Origin of the sequence: Paenibacillus uliginis N3/975 (assembly GCF_900177425.1) — a bacterium.
GTDB lineage: Bacteria > Bacillota > Bacilli > Paenibacillales > Paenibacillaceae > Paenibacillus_AQ > Paenibacillus_AQ uliginis.
The window spans coordinates 5,719,788-5,736,996 of record NZ_LT840184.1; the positions used below are offsets into that span (position 1 = coordinate 5,719,788).

Genomic DNA, 17,209 nt, shown 5'->3' on the forward strand with positions numbered 1-17,209 from the left:
AAAAACAGGTATAAAGAGAGTATCCGCTGTAAGGCTCCGGTTACAACGGAGTCTTTTTATTTGATTCGGTTTTATTTAAAATAGATAATGAGATATTAGATTAAAACACATAGAGTGGAGTGGACAATTTGTTTTCCATCTGGTCCTTGAGTCGTATGAATCGAAAACTGCTGCTCGCGATAATTGCCGGGGTATTCCTCATGTCGTGTCTGTTAATCATTGCCGGCGGCAAGAACGGGCCGCAGGGCGCCATTATCGAAATGGAGCAAAAATATATAACGAGTGCGGAAATGATCGGCCATCCTGATGATGTGGACGGTTCATCTGTCGTTATGCCGGGTGTACCGCTTATGATTGCCGGACTGACAAAGCTGTTTGGGAATGAAGGACATGCTTTCACGGCATACCGCCTCATCCAATCGCTTTTCCACGCCCTCTCCGTCTATCTGGTGTTCGTTCTGTCCAGATATATGTTTAATACATCAACAGCACTATTAGCATGTCTCATATATGCTCTTTATTGGCCAGCCTATGGCATTGTTCGCCTCATACTACCGGATACGACAATGCAGATGCTTATGTTGATGCTCGTGTGCGCCGTGATCGGAGCGCTCGAGTTCAAGCAGGCAGGCTGGTATACTGCCGCAGGTGTGCTTACAGCCCTCGTGGCCTACTTCAACCTGCAAGCTCTGCTATATCCGATTGTCTTTGTCATCCTCTGGTGGAAATACCACAGTCCGTGGCGAGTCATCATCAGCGGAACTCTGCTGATAACAATCGGATATCTTCTGGTCATGTCGCCTTGGTGGCTCAGCATACCGATCTTTGAGAAGCTAATGTACCTTCCAGGCCCATGGAATATCGCACCGCTCTGGCTGGATGCCCGCTTCATCGAAGGAAATCCATTGGTCCACTTGTACCGTAGTATATTCGGAGGACTCTCTACGAAATATGCCGGACGTTTTGGTAATGAAGAAGCCCGGAGGGTCGTTCAATCTGCTTTGGATTTTGTGCGTCTGATTTTGCTGTATGCTGGCGTCGTTGGCCTTGTCTGGTCCGTCTGGAAATACCGGTTAAAGAGACAGCTTCCTGCACTGCTAACTCTTCTGTATTTCATAGCGGCTGACTGGCTCGTCCCCAGCCTGGATGGAACGGGCTTTCCATACGGGGTTTTTCTTCTTCTATACACTGCATTTCTAACAAATAAGGCCGTTATATACGCCCATAAATCCAGTCTCCACAGAGGGGCGTCCCGCCAGCGGAAATATGTAAGGTAAAAATATATTTCACAAAGACAACGTGCTACAATGAAATCACATCATATTGCATTTATTACATATAGGAGGGATTTCATCCAATGTCAATTATGCCATTAAGCCGCCGGAACATACCGGCTAGCCGACTTGTGCTGGGATGTATGGGACTCGGCGGAGGTTGGGATGATAGTCCGATTACCGAAGAACATGTCCGCCAAGCTCACGATGCGGTAGATGCCGCCCTGGCGATTGGAATCAATATGTTTGATCACGCGGATATCTACACCCGGGGCAAGGCTGAGAGTGTCTTCGGACAAGTTCTAAAAGAACGTCCAGACCTTCGGGAGCAGATCATTATCCAATCCAAGTGTGGGATACGGTTTGCAGAGCCTAACGGAATACCCGGTCGATATGACTTTTCCAGAGAACATATTTTGTCCAGCGTAGACGGATCGCTTCAGCGGTTGGGTGTAGAATATCTGGATATTCTGTTGCTGCACCGTCCGGATCCATTGATGGACCCCGAAGAAGTGGCTGCTGCGCTAGAAACGCTGAAGGCATCAGGCAAAGTTCGGAATTTCGGAGTGTCCAACATGACAGCCGGACAGATTGCTCTGCTTCAGGCTTATACCAATGAGCCGTTTATCGTGAACCAGCTGCAGATGAGCCTGCAGCATATCGGATGGCTCGATGCTGGCGTTCATGTGAACCGCGATGACGCCAAAGAGAACATGTTCCCTGAGGGAACGCTTGAGTACTGCCAGATGAACCGGATTCAAATCCAGGCTTGGAGTCCGCTTGCCCAGGGCGTGTACACGGGCCGTCCGGTTCAGGACTTGCCGGAATCCATTCAGGAGACAGCTGCGTTGGTGAAGCGATTAGCCAATGAGAAAGAGACAACTGCTGAAGCCATCTTGCTTGCCTGGCTCATGAAACATCCAGCAGGAATTCAGCCGGTCATCGGTACCAAGAATCCGGATCGTATCCGTGCTTGCAGCGGTGCCGAGCTTGTGGAGCTCACCCGTGAAGAATGGTATTCGCTGTATGTCAGCTCCCGTGGAGTCGCACTACCTTAAATTCTCACCGCGCGAAGCTCTCAGTACACGAGTACGGCTCGTATGACATCGGTCGACCACATGCGTTTTCTGCACTTCAGTCCGGTCGAATATAGCACAGAAAAGAGAACTTCCATAAAGATGGAGGTTCTCTTGTTTTTTAATAATGGCGTTAATATCGATCCGATTTATCACGTAATATTTTTGACATTTAACATTCTAATCGCATTAAGTATAGCTAGGACGGATACACCAACGTCTGCGAATACGGCTGACCACATGCTTGCGATCCCAAATGCGCCTAGAATAAGAACAGCAAATTTTACGGTTAAAGCAAAAATGATATTTTGTTTGACGATTCTTAATGTTTTGCGTGATATTTTTACGACTGTGGCGATTTTTGAAGGCTCATCCGTCATGATGACAACATCTGCCGCTTCAATTGCGGCATCAGAACCTAGACCACCCATGGCAATACCGATATCAGCTCTTGCTAGCACAGGGGCATCGTTAATACCGTCACCGACAAAGGCAAGTGTGCCTTTTGCTGATTTTTCACTGAGCAATTGTTCCAATTTATCAACTTTGTCACCCGGAAGTAGTTCTGTATATGCTGCATCCAATCCAAGCTGATTCGCTACTTTAAGACCTACCGCTTTACTATCACCTGTCAGCATTACTGTTTTTCGAACTTTATTTGCTTTCAAATCTCTGATGGCTTGCTGTGAATCTTCTTTGATCTCATCGGAAATTGTAATATATCCTGCATAGGCTCCATTTACAGCGACATGAACTACAGTTCCTATAATATCACCTTTATAGTACTGTATGTTTTCTCGTTGCATCAGCTTAGCATTACCCGCCATAACGGGTCGACCATCAAAAAATGCCTTAACACCATGTCCTGAAATTTCCTCGGCATCGGCTAATCTTGAGTTATCAATCGGTCGTCCGTAAGCTTGCTTAAGCGACATTGAAATAGGGTGATTGGAGTAGCTTTCGGCATAAGCAGTAATTTCCAACAATTCGTCTTTTGACATTCCATTAGGTTGAATATCGGTTACGTTGAATGTTCCTTTAGTTAAGGTACCTGTTTTGTCAAATACAATAATTTCGGTATCAGCTAATGCTTGCAGATAATTCCCGCCCTTAACTAACACACCAACTTTTGAGGCACCACCGATACCTCCGAAGAAGCTTAATGGAACGGAAATAACTAATGCACATGGACAGGAAATAACTAAGAATACTAATGCTCTGTATACCCAGTCACTAAATGTAGCTCCGCTAATAACGAGTGGTGGAATAACGGCGAGCAGTGCTGCAACTATGACTACAATCGGAGTGTAGTATTTAGCAAATTTAGTAATAAAGTTTTCAGTGGTTGCTTTTTCGTTGCTGGCATTTTCCACCAAATCAAGAATTTTGGCAACCGTAGATTCTCCGTATTCTTTAGTCACTTCTATCGTTAATACACCGTTTAAATTAATAAAACCACTTAAAATATCATTGTCTATGGATACCTCACGTGGTACAGATTCGCCTGTTAAAGCAGATGTGTCTACCATCGAAACACCGTCAATGATTTTACCATCGAGTGGAACTTTCTCACCGGCTTTTACTACAATAATATCGCCTATGACCACTTCTTCTGGGTCGACTTTTACCAGTTTTCCGTTTCGTTGTACATTGGCATAATCAGGACGAATATCCATTAACCCAGCGATCGATTTACGTGATTTATCAACAGCGTATGATTGGAACAATTCACCTACTTGGTAGAACAACATGACTGCAACGCCTTCAGGATATTCTCCAATAATAAATGCACCAATTGTTGCAATACTCATTAAGAAGTTTTCATCAAATACTTTCCCGCGCAAAATATTCTTAAGAGCTTTCAGTACAACATCACCACCTGCGATCAGGTAGATGACGAGGTACACCCAAAGTTTCCACGAATCATTAATAGGAATTATCATTGTAGCAAAAAATAAAATTAAGGCTGTAATGGTACGGATTAACCGTTTTTTCTCTCTCATAATTTAACCTCCACTCCATCTACTTGCATAATATCAGTGGCCGTGGTTAAACCCACAGCCACTGATATTACTGCTTATGACTAAGCTTTTATTACAACACCTGGTTCGATTTTTCTGATCGTAGCTTTAGCTTGTTCCACAACACTATCAAATTTGTCGTCAGCTGCTTCAAGCACTAGCTTACTGCTCATGAAGTTTACGCTTGCTTTGCTAACATCATCGATTTTTGCGACCGCTCTTTCCAACTTAGCAGCACAGTTTGCGCAATCCAGCCCATCTAATTTAAAAGCTTTTTTCATAATAATTACCTCCAAATTACATTATATTTATATATGAGAAACTGTTCATATACTAATATATTGTAAAGTCTCGTTTTATGCAAGTGTAAAATTAACATAGTTAGAACTTGACGTCATATACCATAGATGGGTATAGTTTATTTTTCGTAAAAAAGAAGACTTCGGATTATTTCCGAAGCCCCTGTTAAAGGATTCTCTTACCACCTTTAGCCTCCCGCTCCTCTCTCGCTTTCCGGTCCCTTTCGAGCGCTTCTTCTACCCAATCCCTCGGGGATCGCGAAGGGATTTTGCTATTGATGTGCAACAGTAAAAATATAATAATAATCTGCAAAATAATAATAATCGCGACTATATCCTGTTCCTCCCTTCTCTCCTGAGTTTTTACTTTCTTATCTCTTAAATAAGAACACTTCTTTTCATACTGAGGTTTGGTTACAAAGGGAGGCAGCCCCGCGGGAGTGTATTTCCTTTGCCACGGCGCCAGTAATCCGGTAAACTGGGTAGGCACTATTATTTCAATTGCGATTGGTGAGTTATATGACATCCATACCTTTTTATAAACGCCCTTTCGGAAGTGACCGCAAGGATCTCCCGTTCGCCGAGCTCGCTTCTTCCAGAAGTAGCCGGGAGCTGGTGGGCGATCAAGCCGCAGATGCGGCTTTTTTCCGCAGTTTGGAGTCGCAGGGGTTATATCTGAACCGGGCTCAAATCGAGGCCGTTAGGCACACAGACGGCCCCCTTCTGACCTTGGCGGGGGCAGGGTCCGGTAAAACGTCCGTCCTCGTTAGCCGTGCAGGATACTTGATGGCCGTCGGCAAAGCCGATCCCGCCTCCATCCTGCTTGTTACGTTTTCTTCAAAGGCAGCAGCGGAGATGAAAGAGCGGATTATGAGTCTCCCAGACCTCCACCCTAAGGAAAGTGCGAAGGTGACTGCCAGGACGTTTCACTCCTTTTTCCTATACTTGCTACGGACGCGCGGATTCCGGCAGGAAATTCTGAGCAATTCAAGACATCAGCAGTTCATTATAAAGCGAATCCTGAGGGAGATGGGGCTTCAGGACGGCTACGAAGCGGAGACGCTGCTGTCGCTATGGTCCGCCTACCGCATGAATATGACCGGTCTGGATGAGCTTCCGGTTCGCACGCCGGCAGAAATTGAACAGAGACAGATTTTTGCCCGTTATGAAGCGTGGAAGGAAGAGAACGGCCAGATGGATTTTGACGATATTCTCGTGCTGTCCTACCGCCTGCTGACTTCGGACGACAGACTGCTCTCGTCTCTGCAGCGGCGCTACCGCTATGTCATGGTGGACGAGTTCCAGGATACCGGACTTCTTCCTTATGAGCTGCTGAAAATGATCGTGCGTCCTCACGCCAACCTGATGGTTGTCGGAGATGACGACCAGACAATCTACAGCTTTAATGGAGCGCGAAATGAGTTTATTTTGGAGTTCGATCAGACGTTTCCTGGCGCCAAAGTCGTGACGCTCGACGTCAATTATCGTTCCCTCTCCAGCATCGTCGGACTGGGCAACGAGATCATACGCGAGAACAAACGGCGGCGCATCAAAAAACTTCAGTCCACCCGCAAGAGCGGAAACGTTCCGCTGTATCTGCGGCCCGGTGATCCTGATGAGGAGGCCGAGCTGCTGCTGAAGCATATCTCCGGAGAAGTAAGCGAGGGCAAGAAGAGTTACAGCGATTATGCAATTCTTTACCGTACGTCCAACAATAGCAGGGCTGTGTTCGAGCAGCTTGTTATGAAGGAAATTCCGTTTATTCACTATGAGCAAGGAGACCTGTTCTACGAACAGTGGATGGTCAAACCGGTTATGGACCACCTTCGTCTTTCACTCGACCGCCGGGACTTCAAGGCGATGGAAGGCATGCTGAATACGCTGTACATTAACCGGGACAAAGGCATTGCCTTTATCCGTGAAAAAGACGCCCCGCGGCCCAAGAAAGGACCTCTTTCCCACCTGCTCTCCTATCCCGGACTTAAAGATTTTCAGATCGAGCAAATCCGGGAACGGTCTAAAATGATTAAATCACTGAAAGCCCTGGAACCGGAAGATGCCGTCCGCGAAATCCGGCTGCGTTTCTACGACAAATACTTAGAAGCTGATAACACACAAGATCTGACGATGCACAAGGAGTTCATTCAAGAAGGGCTCGACGAACTAGAGGCTTCGGCTAAACGGTTTAAGGATCTGGCGTCCTTTATTGGCTTCGTGGACCGTCTGATTGAAGTCCACCGGGAAATGGCTGCACGGAAAAAGGATGACTCCACCGATGCCGTGAAACTGATGACGATTCATAAAGCGAAAGGACTGGAATTCCCGTCGGTCTGCCTGATCGGAGCTTCCGAGGGCATTCTGCCGCATACGTCTTCTCTCGAGGCCGAGCATATGGACGATAACCATCCGCTTACCTCCAGGCAGGAAAAAGGGGCCGATGCGCTGGAAGAGGAACGGAGATTGGCATACGTCGCCGTCACCCGCGCCAGAGACGAGCTGATCATCAGCTCTCCGGCTTACTACCGTGGCCGGAAGGTGGAGGTGTCCCGCTTCCTTCAGAGCGTGTTCCAGTCCTCAAGCCAAGGCCCGAATGAGAAGAAACACAAAGATGGAACCCTTGACTCCCGTAAAGATTGGAGACGAACGAACAGAGAAAGCTCTGCTCGCAGTACTGGCTCGCGCAGTTCCACTGGAACAGCCGCTGGGCCTGGTTCATCCCGCAGATCTGGCGACCGTTCAGCCCGTTCAGCGAATGAGCGTCTTCGTGTAACGGTTCAATCCGGCCCCTCTGGCAATAAGGAAGCACAGGTATCAGCCGTCCGTACCGAGTCCGTGCGCGCATGGCTCTGCACCGGCACAGGCTGTAAGGGCTGGCAGCGCTTGGAATCCGGCAAATCCGGAACGAAGAATGGTAAGAAATGTCCGTTATGTGGATCTCCTATGAAAACGGGGATGAAAGAGGCCGCTGTTCCTGCAGGTAGGCGGTAAGATGTTAAGACGGTAAGTTGATTACGTCTCTTGTTATGATGAGCCTCAAGCGATTATATTCATTTCTGAAAATCCCAAAAAGAAGCGGTCCTCAAATCTGAGAACCGCTTCTTCTTATATATCCGGTTTTAATCCCAATCCGAAACTCTTCAGTCCGGAATCTTCGCTCTCTTCCATCATCCCCAGCCTAGGCTCCTGTCAGCTTCCAGCATTCTGCTAATATAGGCCTCTAACTCCCGAATACGCTGCTCTAGCTCACTGATTTTTGCGTTGGCTCCTTGTACGAAACGTTCCATCTTCATGCGGAGCTCTTCTGCAGATTTCCCTTTCCATTCCTGTAGGCGGGCAGAGATGCCTTTTACCGTTGCGACCTGCTGCAGCAATCGTTGCCGAAGCTGTTCACACTGCTGGATGGCCCTTCTTAAATCTTCAACCTGTACCGAAATTCGACTCATTAGCGCTCAACTCCCGCCTGCTCGTTTATGATCACGACTCATCGGCCAGTATGAAATCCTGTGCCTTCCGGTCGATATAGTCCGCAATTTCCAGCATGGCCGCTTCGTACCACTGCTGAATACCGTGTAGACTTACACTTGTATTCTCAGCAATAGGCGTCAAGGAACGACTCTCACTGGTACGGATGTTGTTTTCAATAAATTGAACCGCACTGCGGCTGTCACTGGAAAAACCTTCGGCACTCTGACGCATCTGTTTCGCAGCCTCAAGCAATTCGGCTGGTGTCAGCTGAATCAAACCGTGTGCCCCGCCGCTTCCAGGCAATCCGCTAGCCAACATCGCTTTCAGACTATTACCCCCGAAGTTTATCAGACTCGCCAAAGCGGCCATTGTTGCAGCATACGCCGCTCCACGCGGAGATCCATCCAATGTCTCTCCACTCAGCCGGTCGACGAGCGGCCCTCTCAGATTTCCATTCTCATCAAACTTATACTGGGAGGGGGAATGGTAATTGGTTTCACCGTTTAAGACGGAGTCGTAAAAACGCCGAAGATCGCCGATATAATATTTTCCGGTATCAATCTCCAGATTGTAATAAGGCATGACCACTCCCAAAAGACCCGTTCCGTGCAGCGGAATCGGAACGTTCAAAATCTGATCGTATTTTGCATTGGCCGTATCAAAGTCGCTTCCCAGATAATAAGTCGATCCGATGTGCCGGTCATATTCTTCCAGACCACCGGCACCAACAGAATCACTGGGATGAACATAGTTAATAATTTGATTGTCAAAATCTCCATTCTCCACCTTGGCCACAAGCTCATCCGACAGCGAATTCAGTGTACTCGGCGCACTGTAGGTTACCGCCGGCAGATCCTGCCGCGCCGCAACATACTGTGCCAGACCTCCGCCCAAGGAATGTCCGGTTAAAGAGATATCCGAATTGGGATAAGCTTTTTTGACCGCATCATACAGCTCTTCTGCTTGATGAAATTGGTTGTTCTCGTATTGAATTTTATCGCTGACCAACTTGACAGGCCCGTCATTCCACAGCGTTTTCCAAGGATGATCCAGACTATTCTCCAAGTCCTTCGGCCGGCCGCCAACAACATCCACGGCATCCGTATAAATATCCTTCACTTTCGCTACATTCATGCCGCCTGCTTCTGTTCCACGGTAAGCAATAATCACCTGATCTGTCGTATCATTGCGCAGCACCATAGCATCAAAGCCGGAAAAGCGGTGCAGATCGGCACCGTCAGGCTCTACCACACTCCATCCTTCCAGACCGTCTTCGGTAAGCTTTCCGGGAGGTACCTCATTGTAAGCGATCTGGGAGGCTTTGTTGTATATTTTATCCGAGATATAATTGTCGCCCATAATTCCACCCTTTTTACCATAGTAAGGAATCGTTATTATCAATTATAATATGAATGGTAATCATTAGGATATGATAAGGAGAAAAAATGAGAAAAAGGTCTTTGTTTACATATCTGCTGCTAATCGGAATGATCCTGCTCATTTTAGGAGGTTGTAATCGAATGACAGATGAGGAAAAAGAGACGCTGCGCTTAACGCAGGAAGCTGCCGAAGCGTATTTTCATGAGAAATACGGGGTTGAAGTGGAGTTTACGAAGCATAAAATATCACCGCCTGACCTTGCTCACACCGTTGGCTTTAACGGGCATATCAAAGATAATGAAGAAGAAAAGGTCTTTATCCTTGTTAATTATGACGACTACACGATTGAAGCAGCAAGTGTGCCGGAAGACTTACCCTCCAAAAAATAGGCCGGATTTCGCATCCTTTGTCTGAGTCCTGAGCCCCGCCTTCAAGCCAGCTATGCCTATGTCGTTTGACGCAGGCGGCTGGTTTTTTGGTATGAACGGCTAATATGGGGCCAAGGATCCCGACGGCAACCGGATCGAATTCATGCAGCTTCATCCCGATTCACCCCAGATGAATAGTTAATACGCTTTTCAATTCCATATCTCCCCTCATTTCTCTTGCTATTACCGGTCCGTTGAGGCTAAAATAGAACCACTGTTTATACAAAAATATACATAGAAAAGGAGCTCCTATTTCATGAATGCTCAAAAAAGCAACATCAAGCTCGTGGTAGCCGGACTGCTCCTCGGCATTCTCATGTCGGCAATGGATAACACCATTGTTGCTACGGCCATGTACACCATCGTAAAAGACCTCGGCGGTTTCGATCAGATTGTGTGGGTAACCTCGGCGTATATGGTTGCTGTCATGGCAGGCACACCGATCTTCGGCAAGCTTTCAGATATGTATGGCCGCAAACGGTTTTACATATTCGGTCTGGTCGTCTTTCTGGCAGGATCCGTGTTATGCGGTATGGCGGACAACATGCTGCAGCTCATTATTTTCCGGGCTATTCAGGGTATCGGTGGCGGCGCCCTTATGCCAATTGCGTTTACCATCGTATTCGATTTATTTCCACCGGAGAAACGGGGCAAAATGACCGGCCTTCTCGGGGCGGTATTCGGCACTTCCAGCATTATGGGTCCGCTGCTCGGCGCGTTTATTACGGACAATATCGGCTGGGAATGGGTTTTCTACGTCAATCTGCCGATTGGGATTGTTTCCTTTATATTCATCCTTACCGCTTATAAAGAGACGCTGTCTCATGTGAAACAAAAAATCGACTGGATCGGTGCGGCCACCCTTGTCGGTGCCGTCATTTGTCTCATGTTCGGCCTGGAGCTCGGCGGGCAAACTTATGCATGGGATTCGCCACAGATTATTACTCTCTTCGCTGGATTCCTGGTCCTGCTCTTCATTTTCCTCATTACCGAGTCCAAGGTGGAGGAGCCGATTATTTCATTTAAAATGTTCCAAAAACGACTCTTCGCATCCAGTAACGCCGTAGCGTTATGTTATGGTGCAGCTTTCATCGTCGCTACCGTATATATCCCGATTTTTGTGTCTGGTGTTTACGGGGGCACAGCGACGAACTCTGGCCTGATTCTCATGCCAATGATGGTCGGGAGTGTATTCGGGAGCCAGATTGGCGGGATACTGACAACCAAAACGTCCTTCCGCAATATTATGATTGTCTCTTCCGTCTGCTTCATTGCCGGTATTTTCAGCTTAAGCACACTTTCGCCGGAGACGTCCAGAACGATGCTTACCCTATTCATGATTCTCACGGGAGTCGGAGTCGGTTTCTCTTTCTCGGTACTCAGCATGGCTTCCATTCATAATTTCGATGTCCGCCAAAGAGGCGCGGCAACGTCGACGAATTCCTTCCTTCGCTCTCTTGGGATGACCGTCGGTATTACGATTTTCGGTATCATTCAGCGCAACGTGTTCACCGATAAGCTAGCAGCCGGAATGACAGGCGGAAATGCACCGGCAGGTGTTTCGTTCGATACAGACGCCGCTCTTTCATCCGATGTCTTGGACAAAATGCCTCCTGCTGTACGTGAGCATGCCATTTCGTCACTAGCTGACTCCATCTCCCAATCATTTATGTGGGCTCTCGTGCCGGCAGTACTGGCCTTTGTCTTTGTACTCATGATGGGCAATGAACGGGTTGTCGTGAAACCGAAGACTCTGGAGCAAGCCGGTGGACAGTAAGAAGTTACGTTATACAAAAAAAGGCAAGATCCTTCAGCAGAGTGCTGGGATCTTGCCTTTTTAAATAGAGTTAAAACGATCTAGAACAGGAACTCATCCGGGTTCGGGCCAAAGCGCTTGTTCTCGTTCAGACCGTCAATCGCTGACATCTCCTCAGCTGACAGCTCGAAATCGAAAATATCGGCATTTTCACGGATACGGTGCTCCTTCACGGACTTCGGAATTACGATGATACCATTCTGGAGATCCCAGCGGAGCACAACTTGCGCTGCCGATTTGCCGTATTTCTCAGCGATTTTAGCAATAACCGGTTGATCCAGATGGCCTTGCATCAACGGGCTCCATGCTTCCAGAACAATGTTGTTCTCACGCGCGTATTGAAGCAGTTCCTTCTGGTTGTTCAGAGGATGCAATTCCACCTGGTTAACGGTTGGTACCACACCGGAATCTTCAATAATGTCACGCAGGTGGTGAATGTGGAAGTTGCTGACACCGATGGAGCGCACGAGACCTTCTTTTTGTAGATGAATCAGTGCCTTCCACGTTTCTTTATATTTATCTTTACCAGGCCAGTGAACGAGGTACAGATCGAGCATGTCGAGTCCAAGCTTCTTGCGGCTTGTTTCAAACGCCTTAAGCGTTGATTCATAGCCTTGGTCTTCATTCCATACTTTCGTTGTAATAAACAACTCTTCACGGGGCACGCCGCACTCGCTGATGGCTTGTCCCACGCCTTCCTCATTGCCATATATCGCCGCTGTATCGATGCTGCGGTAGCCGGCTGCAATGGCCGATTTTACGGATTGAATGACTTCTTCGCCTTCTTGGGTCTTGTATACGCCGAGGCCCAGCCAAGGCATTCTGATGCCGTCATGCAGCGTAGGCCCATCGGTAAAAGCTTGATTTGCCGGATTTGTCATACGAATCCCTCCTGAACTTATGTAAACTGCTTACGGTTTTTTAGGCCGTAGTTATAGTATAGCAATTCCTTGGAAGAGGCTCAATGTTAGTCAGACCTTCAGATTGACGGCAATATAACAGCGTGTTATTATTATCTTAATTTAGAGATATTTAATATGGAAATAATAAATCCCAGTTGCCAAGCAAACACTTTATAAATAATGGATATGGAGGATTAGCCAATGAATGGATTAAAAGGAATACACCATGTAACAGCAATCACCAGCAGTGCGGAGAAAAACTATGAATTTTTCACCTATGTTCTCGGCATGAGGCTGGTCAAGAAGACCGTAAACCAGGATGATATACAGACGTATCATTTATTCTTCGCTGATGATAAGGGTAGTGCAGGTACAGATATGACGTTTTTTGACTTCCCGGGCATTCCGAAGGGGATGCATGGTACCGATGAGATATCCAAGACTTCGTTCCGTGTGCCAAGTGATGCCGCATTGGATTATTGGGTGAAGCGATTTGACCGACTGAATGTTAAGCACCATGGGATTAAAGAGCTATTTGGGAAAAAGACGCTGTCCTTCGTTGATTTCGATGACCAGCATTACCAGCTCATCTCGGATGAACACAATGAAGGTGTAGCGTCCGGTACGCCATGGCAGAATGGGCCGGTGCCTTTAGAGTATGCGATTACGGGATTAGGCCCAGTCTTCGTACGGGTGTCCAATTTTGAGAACTTCAAAGAAATCATGGAGAAAGTGCTGTTGTTTAACGAGATCGACAAAGCGGGCTCCCTCCATCTGTTCGAGGTAGGTGAAGGGGGCAACGGGGCGCAGGTCATCGTTGAATATAATGCTGTTCTTCCTAGGGCACGGCAGGGCTTTGGTACGGTTCACCATGCAGCCTTCCGCGTGGAAGACCGATCTGTACTGAAGGAGTGGATTAATCGTCTGGACAGCTTCCAGCTTCATAACTCAGGATATGTAGACCGCTATTTCTTCGAATCATTGTATGCAAGAGTTGCGCCGCAAATATTGTTTGAGTTCGCTACCGATGGACCAGGATTTATGGGGGATGAACCCTATGAAACGCTTGGCGAGAAATTATCCCTGCCGCCATTCCTGGAACCGCAGCGGGAGGAGATTGAGAGTATGGTGCGTCCGATTGATACGGTGCGCAGTAAGAAAACATTAGTGAAGGAATAAACAGCACATTCTGGACAAACCAAGCAGGCCAATCTGAAGTGCCCCCTGTCAAGTAGACAGTGTAAAAAACAAAAATGGTTAGATTATTCCCCTCAGTTCAAGTTAACAGAGCTGAGGGTTTATTTTCTTTTCTCATCGTTAAGCAGCTCGTCGATACTCGTTGGGAGACAAGCCATTTAATCGCTCTGTATAGCGGTAATTGTTGTAGTAGCGGATATAATTTCTCACGTCTTCGAGGACGTCATCATAGGTTTCGTGTTTCGTCAGATAAAAGCTTTCTGCCTTCAATGTACCCCAAAATCGTTCAATGGGTTGGTTATCCAGGCATCGGCTCACACGAGACATACTTTTAGTAAAACCGTACTTAACCTGAAGTCGACTGTACTCATGTGAGGTATATTGGAAGCCTCTATCGCTATGGAGAAGTGGAGTCACCCCCGGGTTCCTCCCGTAAGCTTTCTTCACCGTATCCATAACGAGTTTATTATTGTTGGAGTGGCTTAGAACCCATGAAACGATGGAGTTATCGTATACATCAACGATAGCGCTCAGATAGGCTTTACGACCATTCCCATACTTCAATTCTGTTACGTCTGTGCACCACTTCATATTAGGAGCATCTGCTTGAAATTCACGATTCATTACATTTTCAGCTACATGGATTTCAGAGGCTCTCACGTAGTTCGGTCGTTTCTTGCGAATCACCGATTTCAATCCAAGAGCACGCATAATTCGATAATAACGCTTTTTGTTGTAATTCCTTTTGAGTTTACGGTTTAATTGTGTGCGGATTTGACGATAGCCAAGAACCCCCTTTCGCTTGTCATAGCGAAGTTTCACTTCCTTAGCGAGCGAAAGAATTTCAAGTTCCCGGGTGGATGGCTTCCATTTCAGCCATTTATAATAGGCAGATCGAGCGATTCCGGCTATCTCACACAGCTTCGTGATGGCATAACCTTTCTCAGCGTGCAGTTCTTGGATAGCTTGGTACAAGTCCACATGCCGGACTAACGTTAGCGTGAATTTCGTCGCTTGATCTCTGCCAACTTTTTTGCGAGGGCGTTCTCCATTTCTAAATATTCGTTCCGTGCTTCCAGTTCTTTGATCCGAAGCTTGAGTCGTTCATGGTCATCTAGCTCTTCTACAGGCTTTTTGCGACCACGATTGTCCTTGAGAGACTCCTCGCCGCCAGATTTATATTTTTGCACCCATGAGTAGACCTGGGTATAAGAAACATTATATTTTTCCATGGATTTCTGATAATCCAAATCATTGGCGATCGTATACTGCGCGATTTCAATGCGTTCTTCGAAAGTGGTTTTACGTCCTTTATTCATATGAGATAGTCCTTTTCCTTTACGAGTAGGTTTTATTTCTTCCCTACAAGTATACTTGGAAATCCATCCCGTCAAAACACTTTTACTCGAAATATGATACTTCTTTGTCGCCTCTCGTATAGAATGATTTCCGGATAAAACATCCCTGATGGCAGCAAGCTTCAGTTCCTTTGAGTATGCTTTACATCCTCTGGATTTCTTTAATCCTTCATAACCATCTGCTCTATATTTCCTTATCCAATCTTTAACCGTGTTTTTATCTACCCCCAACTGCTTGGCTTCATAACTAGGGGTCGTCTCATGCTGAAGGCATCGCTTTACGATACGTAACTTTACATCAAAAGAAATTGGATTCCTTTTGGACATCATAAAAAACTCCCATCATTAGTAGAGTAGAATTTTGTTTTTTTCTACTGTCTACTATGATGGGAGCATATCAATCCCCTCGGATGGCCTGCTTTTGTTTTTTCTCGAGAAGCTAAGTAGAGGCTACTGTTTCAGATACGACGCGTGATTTCCGCTTCGCAGGAGGAACTTTGCCAAATATGACCCAAGACATCGGCAGCCAGCGCACGGTCAAAGATACGACAATCCAGGACGCTGCAAGGGCAAGCACGAATCCTCCCAAGTACCACAGATGAATGAGAGGTGAGAAGCCTGTCTCCGGCGGGAATCTCCGGTAGATAAACAAAAAATACGGATGAATGAGATAAATACCGAACGACACCTCTCCAAGCCTTGTCATAAATCTCGTTAGCCACGGCCATGCATGCCGGAGCAATATATGAGATAACTGAATGGCCACAAGTCCTGCCGTAATCGTCTGTATATTCCAGAGAAAGTGGTACAACAGAGAATCATACTTCGCACCATACAAGCGGGAAGTATGATAAATGTAAACATGTCCAAGAGATGCCGACAGCCATATCGCCCACAACACAATCCAACCAGTGAGGCGGGATGCCGTCACATTTTCCTTTTGGATCTGGAACCATACCTTCAACTTCGGATAATAGATTCCTAGAACTGCCCCAAGCATAAAGTAAGACATGTAGTGCAATGCCCAACTACTAGGTCTTCCAGTAAATAAGTAATATTTATTCAGAATGATAAAGGCATATTGCATCACAAATCCTGCAGGTATGGCCCATTTTGCAAGATTAGGCTTACGTTTGAATAGCCATAAAAATAACGGAAACATCATATAAAATTGAACACTAATGAATATAAAATACAAGTGCGTATAGGCTTTGCCTGTAAATAGCTGAACCACAAACTTCTCTATGGTCTCTTCCAGTGAACGATCTCGATAATGCGTAAAATGTAATATTAGAAAGTAAAACACCGAAAACAATGCATACGGAACTAAAATAAATTGTAATCTCTTTTTATAAAAGTTACCGATCAACTTCTTGTCGAACGGACGAGAATAATAACTATAGAACAACACGAAGCTGCTCAAGAACAAAAATACCGGTGTACCTATCTTCATGAAAATGTTAAAAAAATTGTACACTAAATAAAAATTCGATTCTTTCATCGCAATCGTTGCGAACGATGTAGCGTGCACAGACAGAACACCGATGATCGCCATTGCCCTAACCAGCTGAATTTCTGACAGATTGTCTCTAATGGTTCCTTTTCTCATTATTGCTTTAATGCTCCTCCTCACCTGTTTCCATCCATCTATATTTATCTATATATGAAGTATAAGAGAGTAATCTTACCAAAAACGCACAGAAATCCTTAACAATTCCTTATCATTTTGTGAAAAATTCACTAGGTATTCAAATAGATTACTATATCTCAAATTGGAAATATACTGTTAAAAATTGTGTTGTAGACATCTATAATACTAGTCTCGATGAAAGCACAAAAAAGCATAGGAACCGATCTCCCGTGAGCTTATCATCAATAAAGATCGCACGAAAAAAAGGCTCATTCCAACTTGTAAGTTGGAATGAGCCTTTTACGCAAAAAATTAAGGATATTTCAAACGGCCTTCAATAATTGTTATGCTGTACTTTCAAAT

Annotated in this window: 13 protein-coding genes and 1 pseudogene; 6 read left to right on the forward strand and 8 right to left on the reverse strand. The window is 46.1% G+C overall.

The genetic code is table 11. The annotated features are described in order from the left end of the window. The first annotated feature begins 155 nt into the window (after positions 1-155). Both B9N86_RS26705 and B9N86_RS26710 read left to right on the forward strand, forming a co-directional pair. Positions 156-1,277 (forward strand): ArnT family glycosyltransferase, encoded by a 1,122-nt coding sequence (locus B9N86_RS26705; RefSeq protein WP_244562857.1) that lies wholly within the window; start codon positions 156-158, stop codon positions 1,275-1,277. Between the two features lie 80 nt (positions 1,278-1,357). Further along, the gene (locus tag B9N86_RS26710) at positions 1,358-2,332 is read left to right on the forward strand and encodes an aldo/keto reductase (RefSeq protein WP_208916086.1); all 975 of its coding nucleotides are present in this window, start codon (positions 1,358-1,360) and stop codon (positions 2,330-2,332) included. A gap of 170 nt (positions 2,333-2,502) precedes the next feature. Here B9N86_RS26710 and B9N86_RS26715 read toward each other — a convergent pair. Together B9N86_RS26715 and B9N86_RS26725 are read right to left on the reverse strand one after the other, a co-directional pair. Beyond that, positions 2,503-4,652 (reverse strand): annotated as a pseudogene (locus tag B9N86_RS26715) (heavy metal translocating P-type ATPase). Positions 4,653-4,836: 184 nt separating this feature from the next. Beyond that, a complete protein-coding gene (locus tag B9N86_RS26725; protein WP_208921003.1) occupies positions 4,837-5,196 on the reverse strand; it encodes a hypothetical protein in 360 nt (119 codons plus the stop codon). On the opposite strand from B9N86_RS26725, the gene B9N86_RS26730 reads away from it, so the two are divergent. Then, complete coding sequence (locus tag B9N86_RS26730) at positions 5,190-7,658, forward strand: UvrD-helicase domain-containing protein (RefSeq protein ID WP_208916089.1); 2,469 nt, start codon at positions 5,190-5,192, stop codon at positions 7,656-7,658. The two genes, B9N86_RS26725 and B9N86_RS26730, sit on opposite strands and share 7 nt — an antisense overlap. Positions 7,659-7,834: 176 nt before the next feature. Here the strand turns inward: B9N86_RS26730 and B9N86_RS26735 are convergent, their stop codons facing one another. Together B9N86_RS26735 and B9N86_RS26740 are read right to left on the reverse strand one after the other, a co-directional pair. Then, positions 7,835-8,113, reverse strand: coding sequence for a WXG100 family type VII secretion target (locus B9N86_RS26735; RefSeq protein WP_208916090.1), 279 nt, complete (start codon positions 8,111-8,113; stop codon positions 7,835-7,837). Positions 8,114-8,144: 31 nt separating this feature from the next. After that, positions 8,145-9,494: a Tle-like phospholipase domain-containing protein gene (locus tag B9N86_RS26740; protein WP_208916091.1), complete on the reverse strand. Its 1,350-nt coding sequence runs from the start codon at positions 9,492-9,494 to the stop codon at positions 8,145-8,147. A gap of 161 nt (positions 9,495-9,655) precedes the next feature. On the opposite strand from B9N86_RS26740, the gene B9N86_RS26745 reads away from it, so the two are divergent. Next, positions 9,656-9,904: a hypothetical protein gene (locus tag B9N86_RS26745; RefSeq protein WP_208916092.1), complete on the forward strand. Its 249-nt coding sequence runs from the start codon at positions 9,656-9,658 to the stop codon at positions 9,902-9,904. Positions 9,905-10,199: 295 nt separating this feature from the next. After that, positions 10,200-11,720, forward strand: coding sequence for an MDR family MFS transporter (locus B9N86_RS26750; protein WP_208916093.1), 1,521 nt, complete (start codon positions 10,200-10,202; stop codon positions 11,718-11,720). Between the two features lie 80 nt (positions 11,721-11,800). On the opposite strand, the gene B9N86_RS26755 is transcribed toward B9N86_RS26750, so the two are convergent. Continuing rightward, positions 11,801-12,640: an aldo/keto reductase gene (locus B9N86_RS26755; protein ID WP_208916094.1), complete on the reverse strand. Its 840-nt coding sequence runs from the start codon at positions 12,638-12,640 to the stop codon at positions 11,801-11,803. Positions 12,641-12,862: 222 nt separating this feature from the next. On the opposite strand from B9N86_RS26755, the gene B9N86_RS26760 reads away from it, so the two are divergent. After that, positions 12,863-13,840: a ring-cleaving dioxygenase gene (locus tag B9N86_RS26760; RefSeq protein ID WP_208916095.1), complete on the forward strand. Its 978-nt coding sequence runs from the start codon at positions 12,863-12,865 to the stop codon at positions 13,838-13,840. A 138-nt stretch (positions 13,841-13,978) separates the two neighbouring features. On the opposite strand, the gene B9N86_RS26765 is transcribed toward B9N86_RS26760, so the two are convergent. The 3 genes from B9N86_RS26765 to B9N86_RS26775 all read right to left on the reverse strand — a co-directional run bounded on the left by B9N86_RS26765 (position 13,979) and on the right by B9N86_RS26775 (position 16,825). After that, positions 13,979-14,839, reverse strand: coding sequence for an IS3 family transposase (locus tag B9N86_RS26765; RefSeq protein WP_210190619.1), 861 nt, complete (start codon positions 14,837-14,839; stop codon positions 13,979-13,981). A gap of 14 nt (positions 14,840-14,853) precedes the next feature. Further along, positions 14,854-15,546: a helix-turn-helix domain-containing protein gene (locus B9N86_RS26770; RefSeq protein WP_208914247.1), complete on the reverse strand. Its 693-nt coding sequence runs from the start codon at positions 15,544-15,546 to the stop codon at positions 14,854-14,856. Positions 15,547-15,655: 109 nt separating this feature from the next. Beyond that, complete coding sequence (locus B9N86_RS26775) at positions 15,656-16,825, reverse strand: acyltransferase (RefSeq protein ID WP_208916097.1); 1,170 nt, start codon at positions 16,823-16,825, stop codon at positions 15,656-15,658. Between the last annotated feature and the right edge of the window lie 384 nt (positions 16,826-17,209).

Excerpts from the sequence above, each read along its gene's own strand:
- B9N86_RS26705 (WP_244562857.1), top strand. The coding sequence starts at position 156 with ATGAATCGAAAACTGCTGCTCGCGATAATTGCCGGGGTATTCCTCATG.
- B9N86_RS26710 (WP_208916086.1), top strand. The coding sequence starts at position 1,358 with ATGTCAATTATGCCATTAAGCCGCCGGAACATACCGGCTAGCCGACTT.
- B9N86_RS26730 (WP_208916089.1), top strand. The coding sequence starts at position 5,190 with ATGACATCCATACCTTTTTATAAACGCCCTTTCGGAAGTGACCGCAAG.
- B9N86_RS26725 (WP_208921003.1), bottom strand. The coding sequence starts at position 5,196 with ATGTCATATAACTCACCAATCGCAATTGAAATAATAGTGCCTACCCAG.
- B9N86_RS26735 (WP_208916090.1), bottom strand. The coding sequence starts at position 8,113 with ATGAGTCGAATTTCGGTACAGGTTGAAGATTTAAGAAGGGCCATCCAG.
- B9N86_RS26740 (WP_208916091.1), bottom strand. The coding sequence starts at position 9,494 with ATGGGCGACAATTATATCTCGGATAAAATATACAACAAAGCCTCCCAG.
- B9N86_RS26745 (WP_208916092.1), top strand. The coding sequence starts at position 9,656 with ATGACAGATGAGGAAAAAGAGACGCTGCGCTTAACGCAGGAAGCTGCC.
- B9N86_RS26750 (WP_208916093.1), top strand. The coding sequence starts at position 10,200 with ATGAATGCTCAAAAAAGCAACATCAAGCTCGTGGTAGCCGGACTGCTC.
- B9N86_RS26755 (WP_208916094.1), bottom strand. The coding sequence starts at position 12,640 with ATGACAAATCCGGCAAATCAAGCTTTTACCGATGGGCCTACGCTGCAT.
- B9N86_RS26760 (WP_208916095.1), top strand. The coding sequence starts at position 12,863 with ATGAATGGATTAAAAGGAATACACCATGTAACAGCAATCACCAGCAGT.
- B9N86_RS26770 (WP_208914247.1), bottom strand. The coding sequence starts at position 15,546 with ATGATGTCCAAAAGGAATCCAATTTCTTTTGATGTAAAGTTACGTATC.
- B9N86_RS26775 (WP_208916097.1), bottom strand. The coding sequence starts at position 16,825 with ATGAGAAAAGGAACCATTAGAGACAATCTGTCAGAAATTCAGCTGGTT.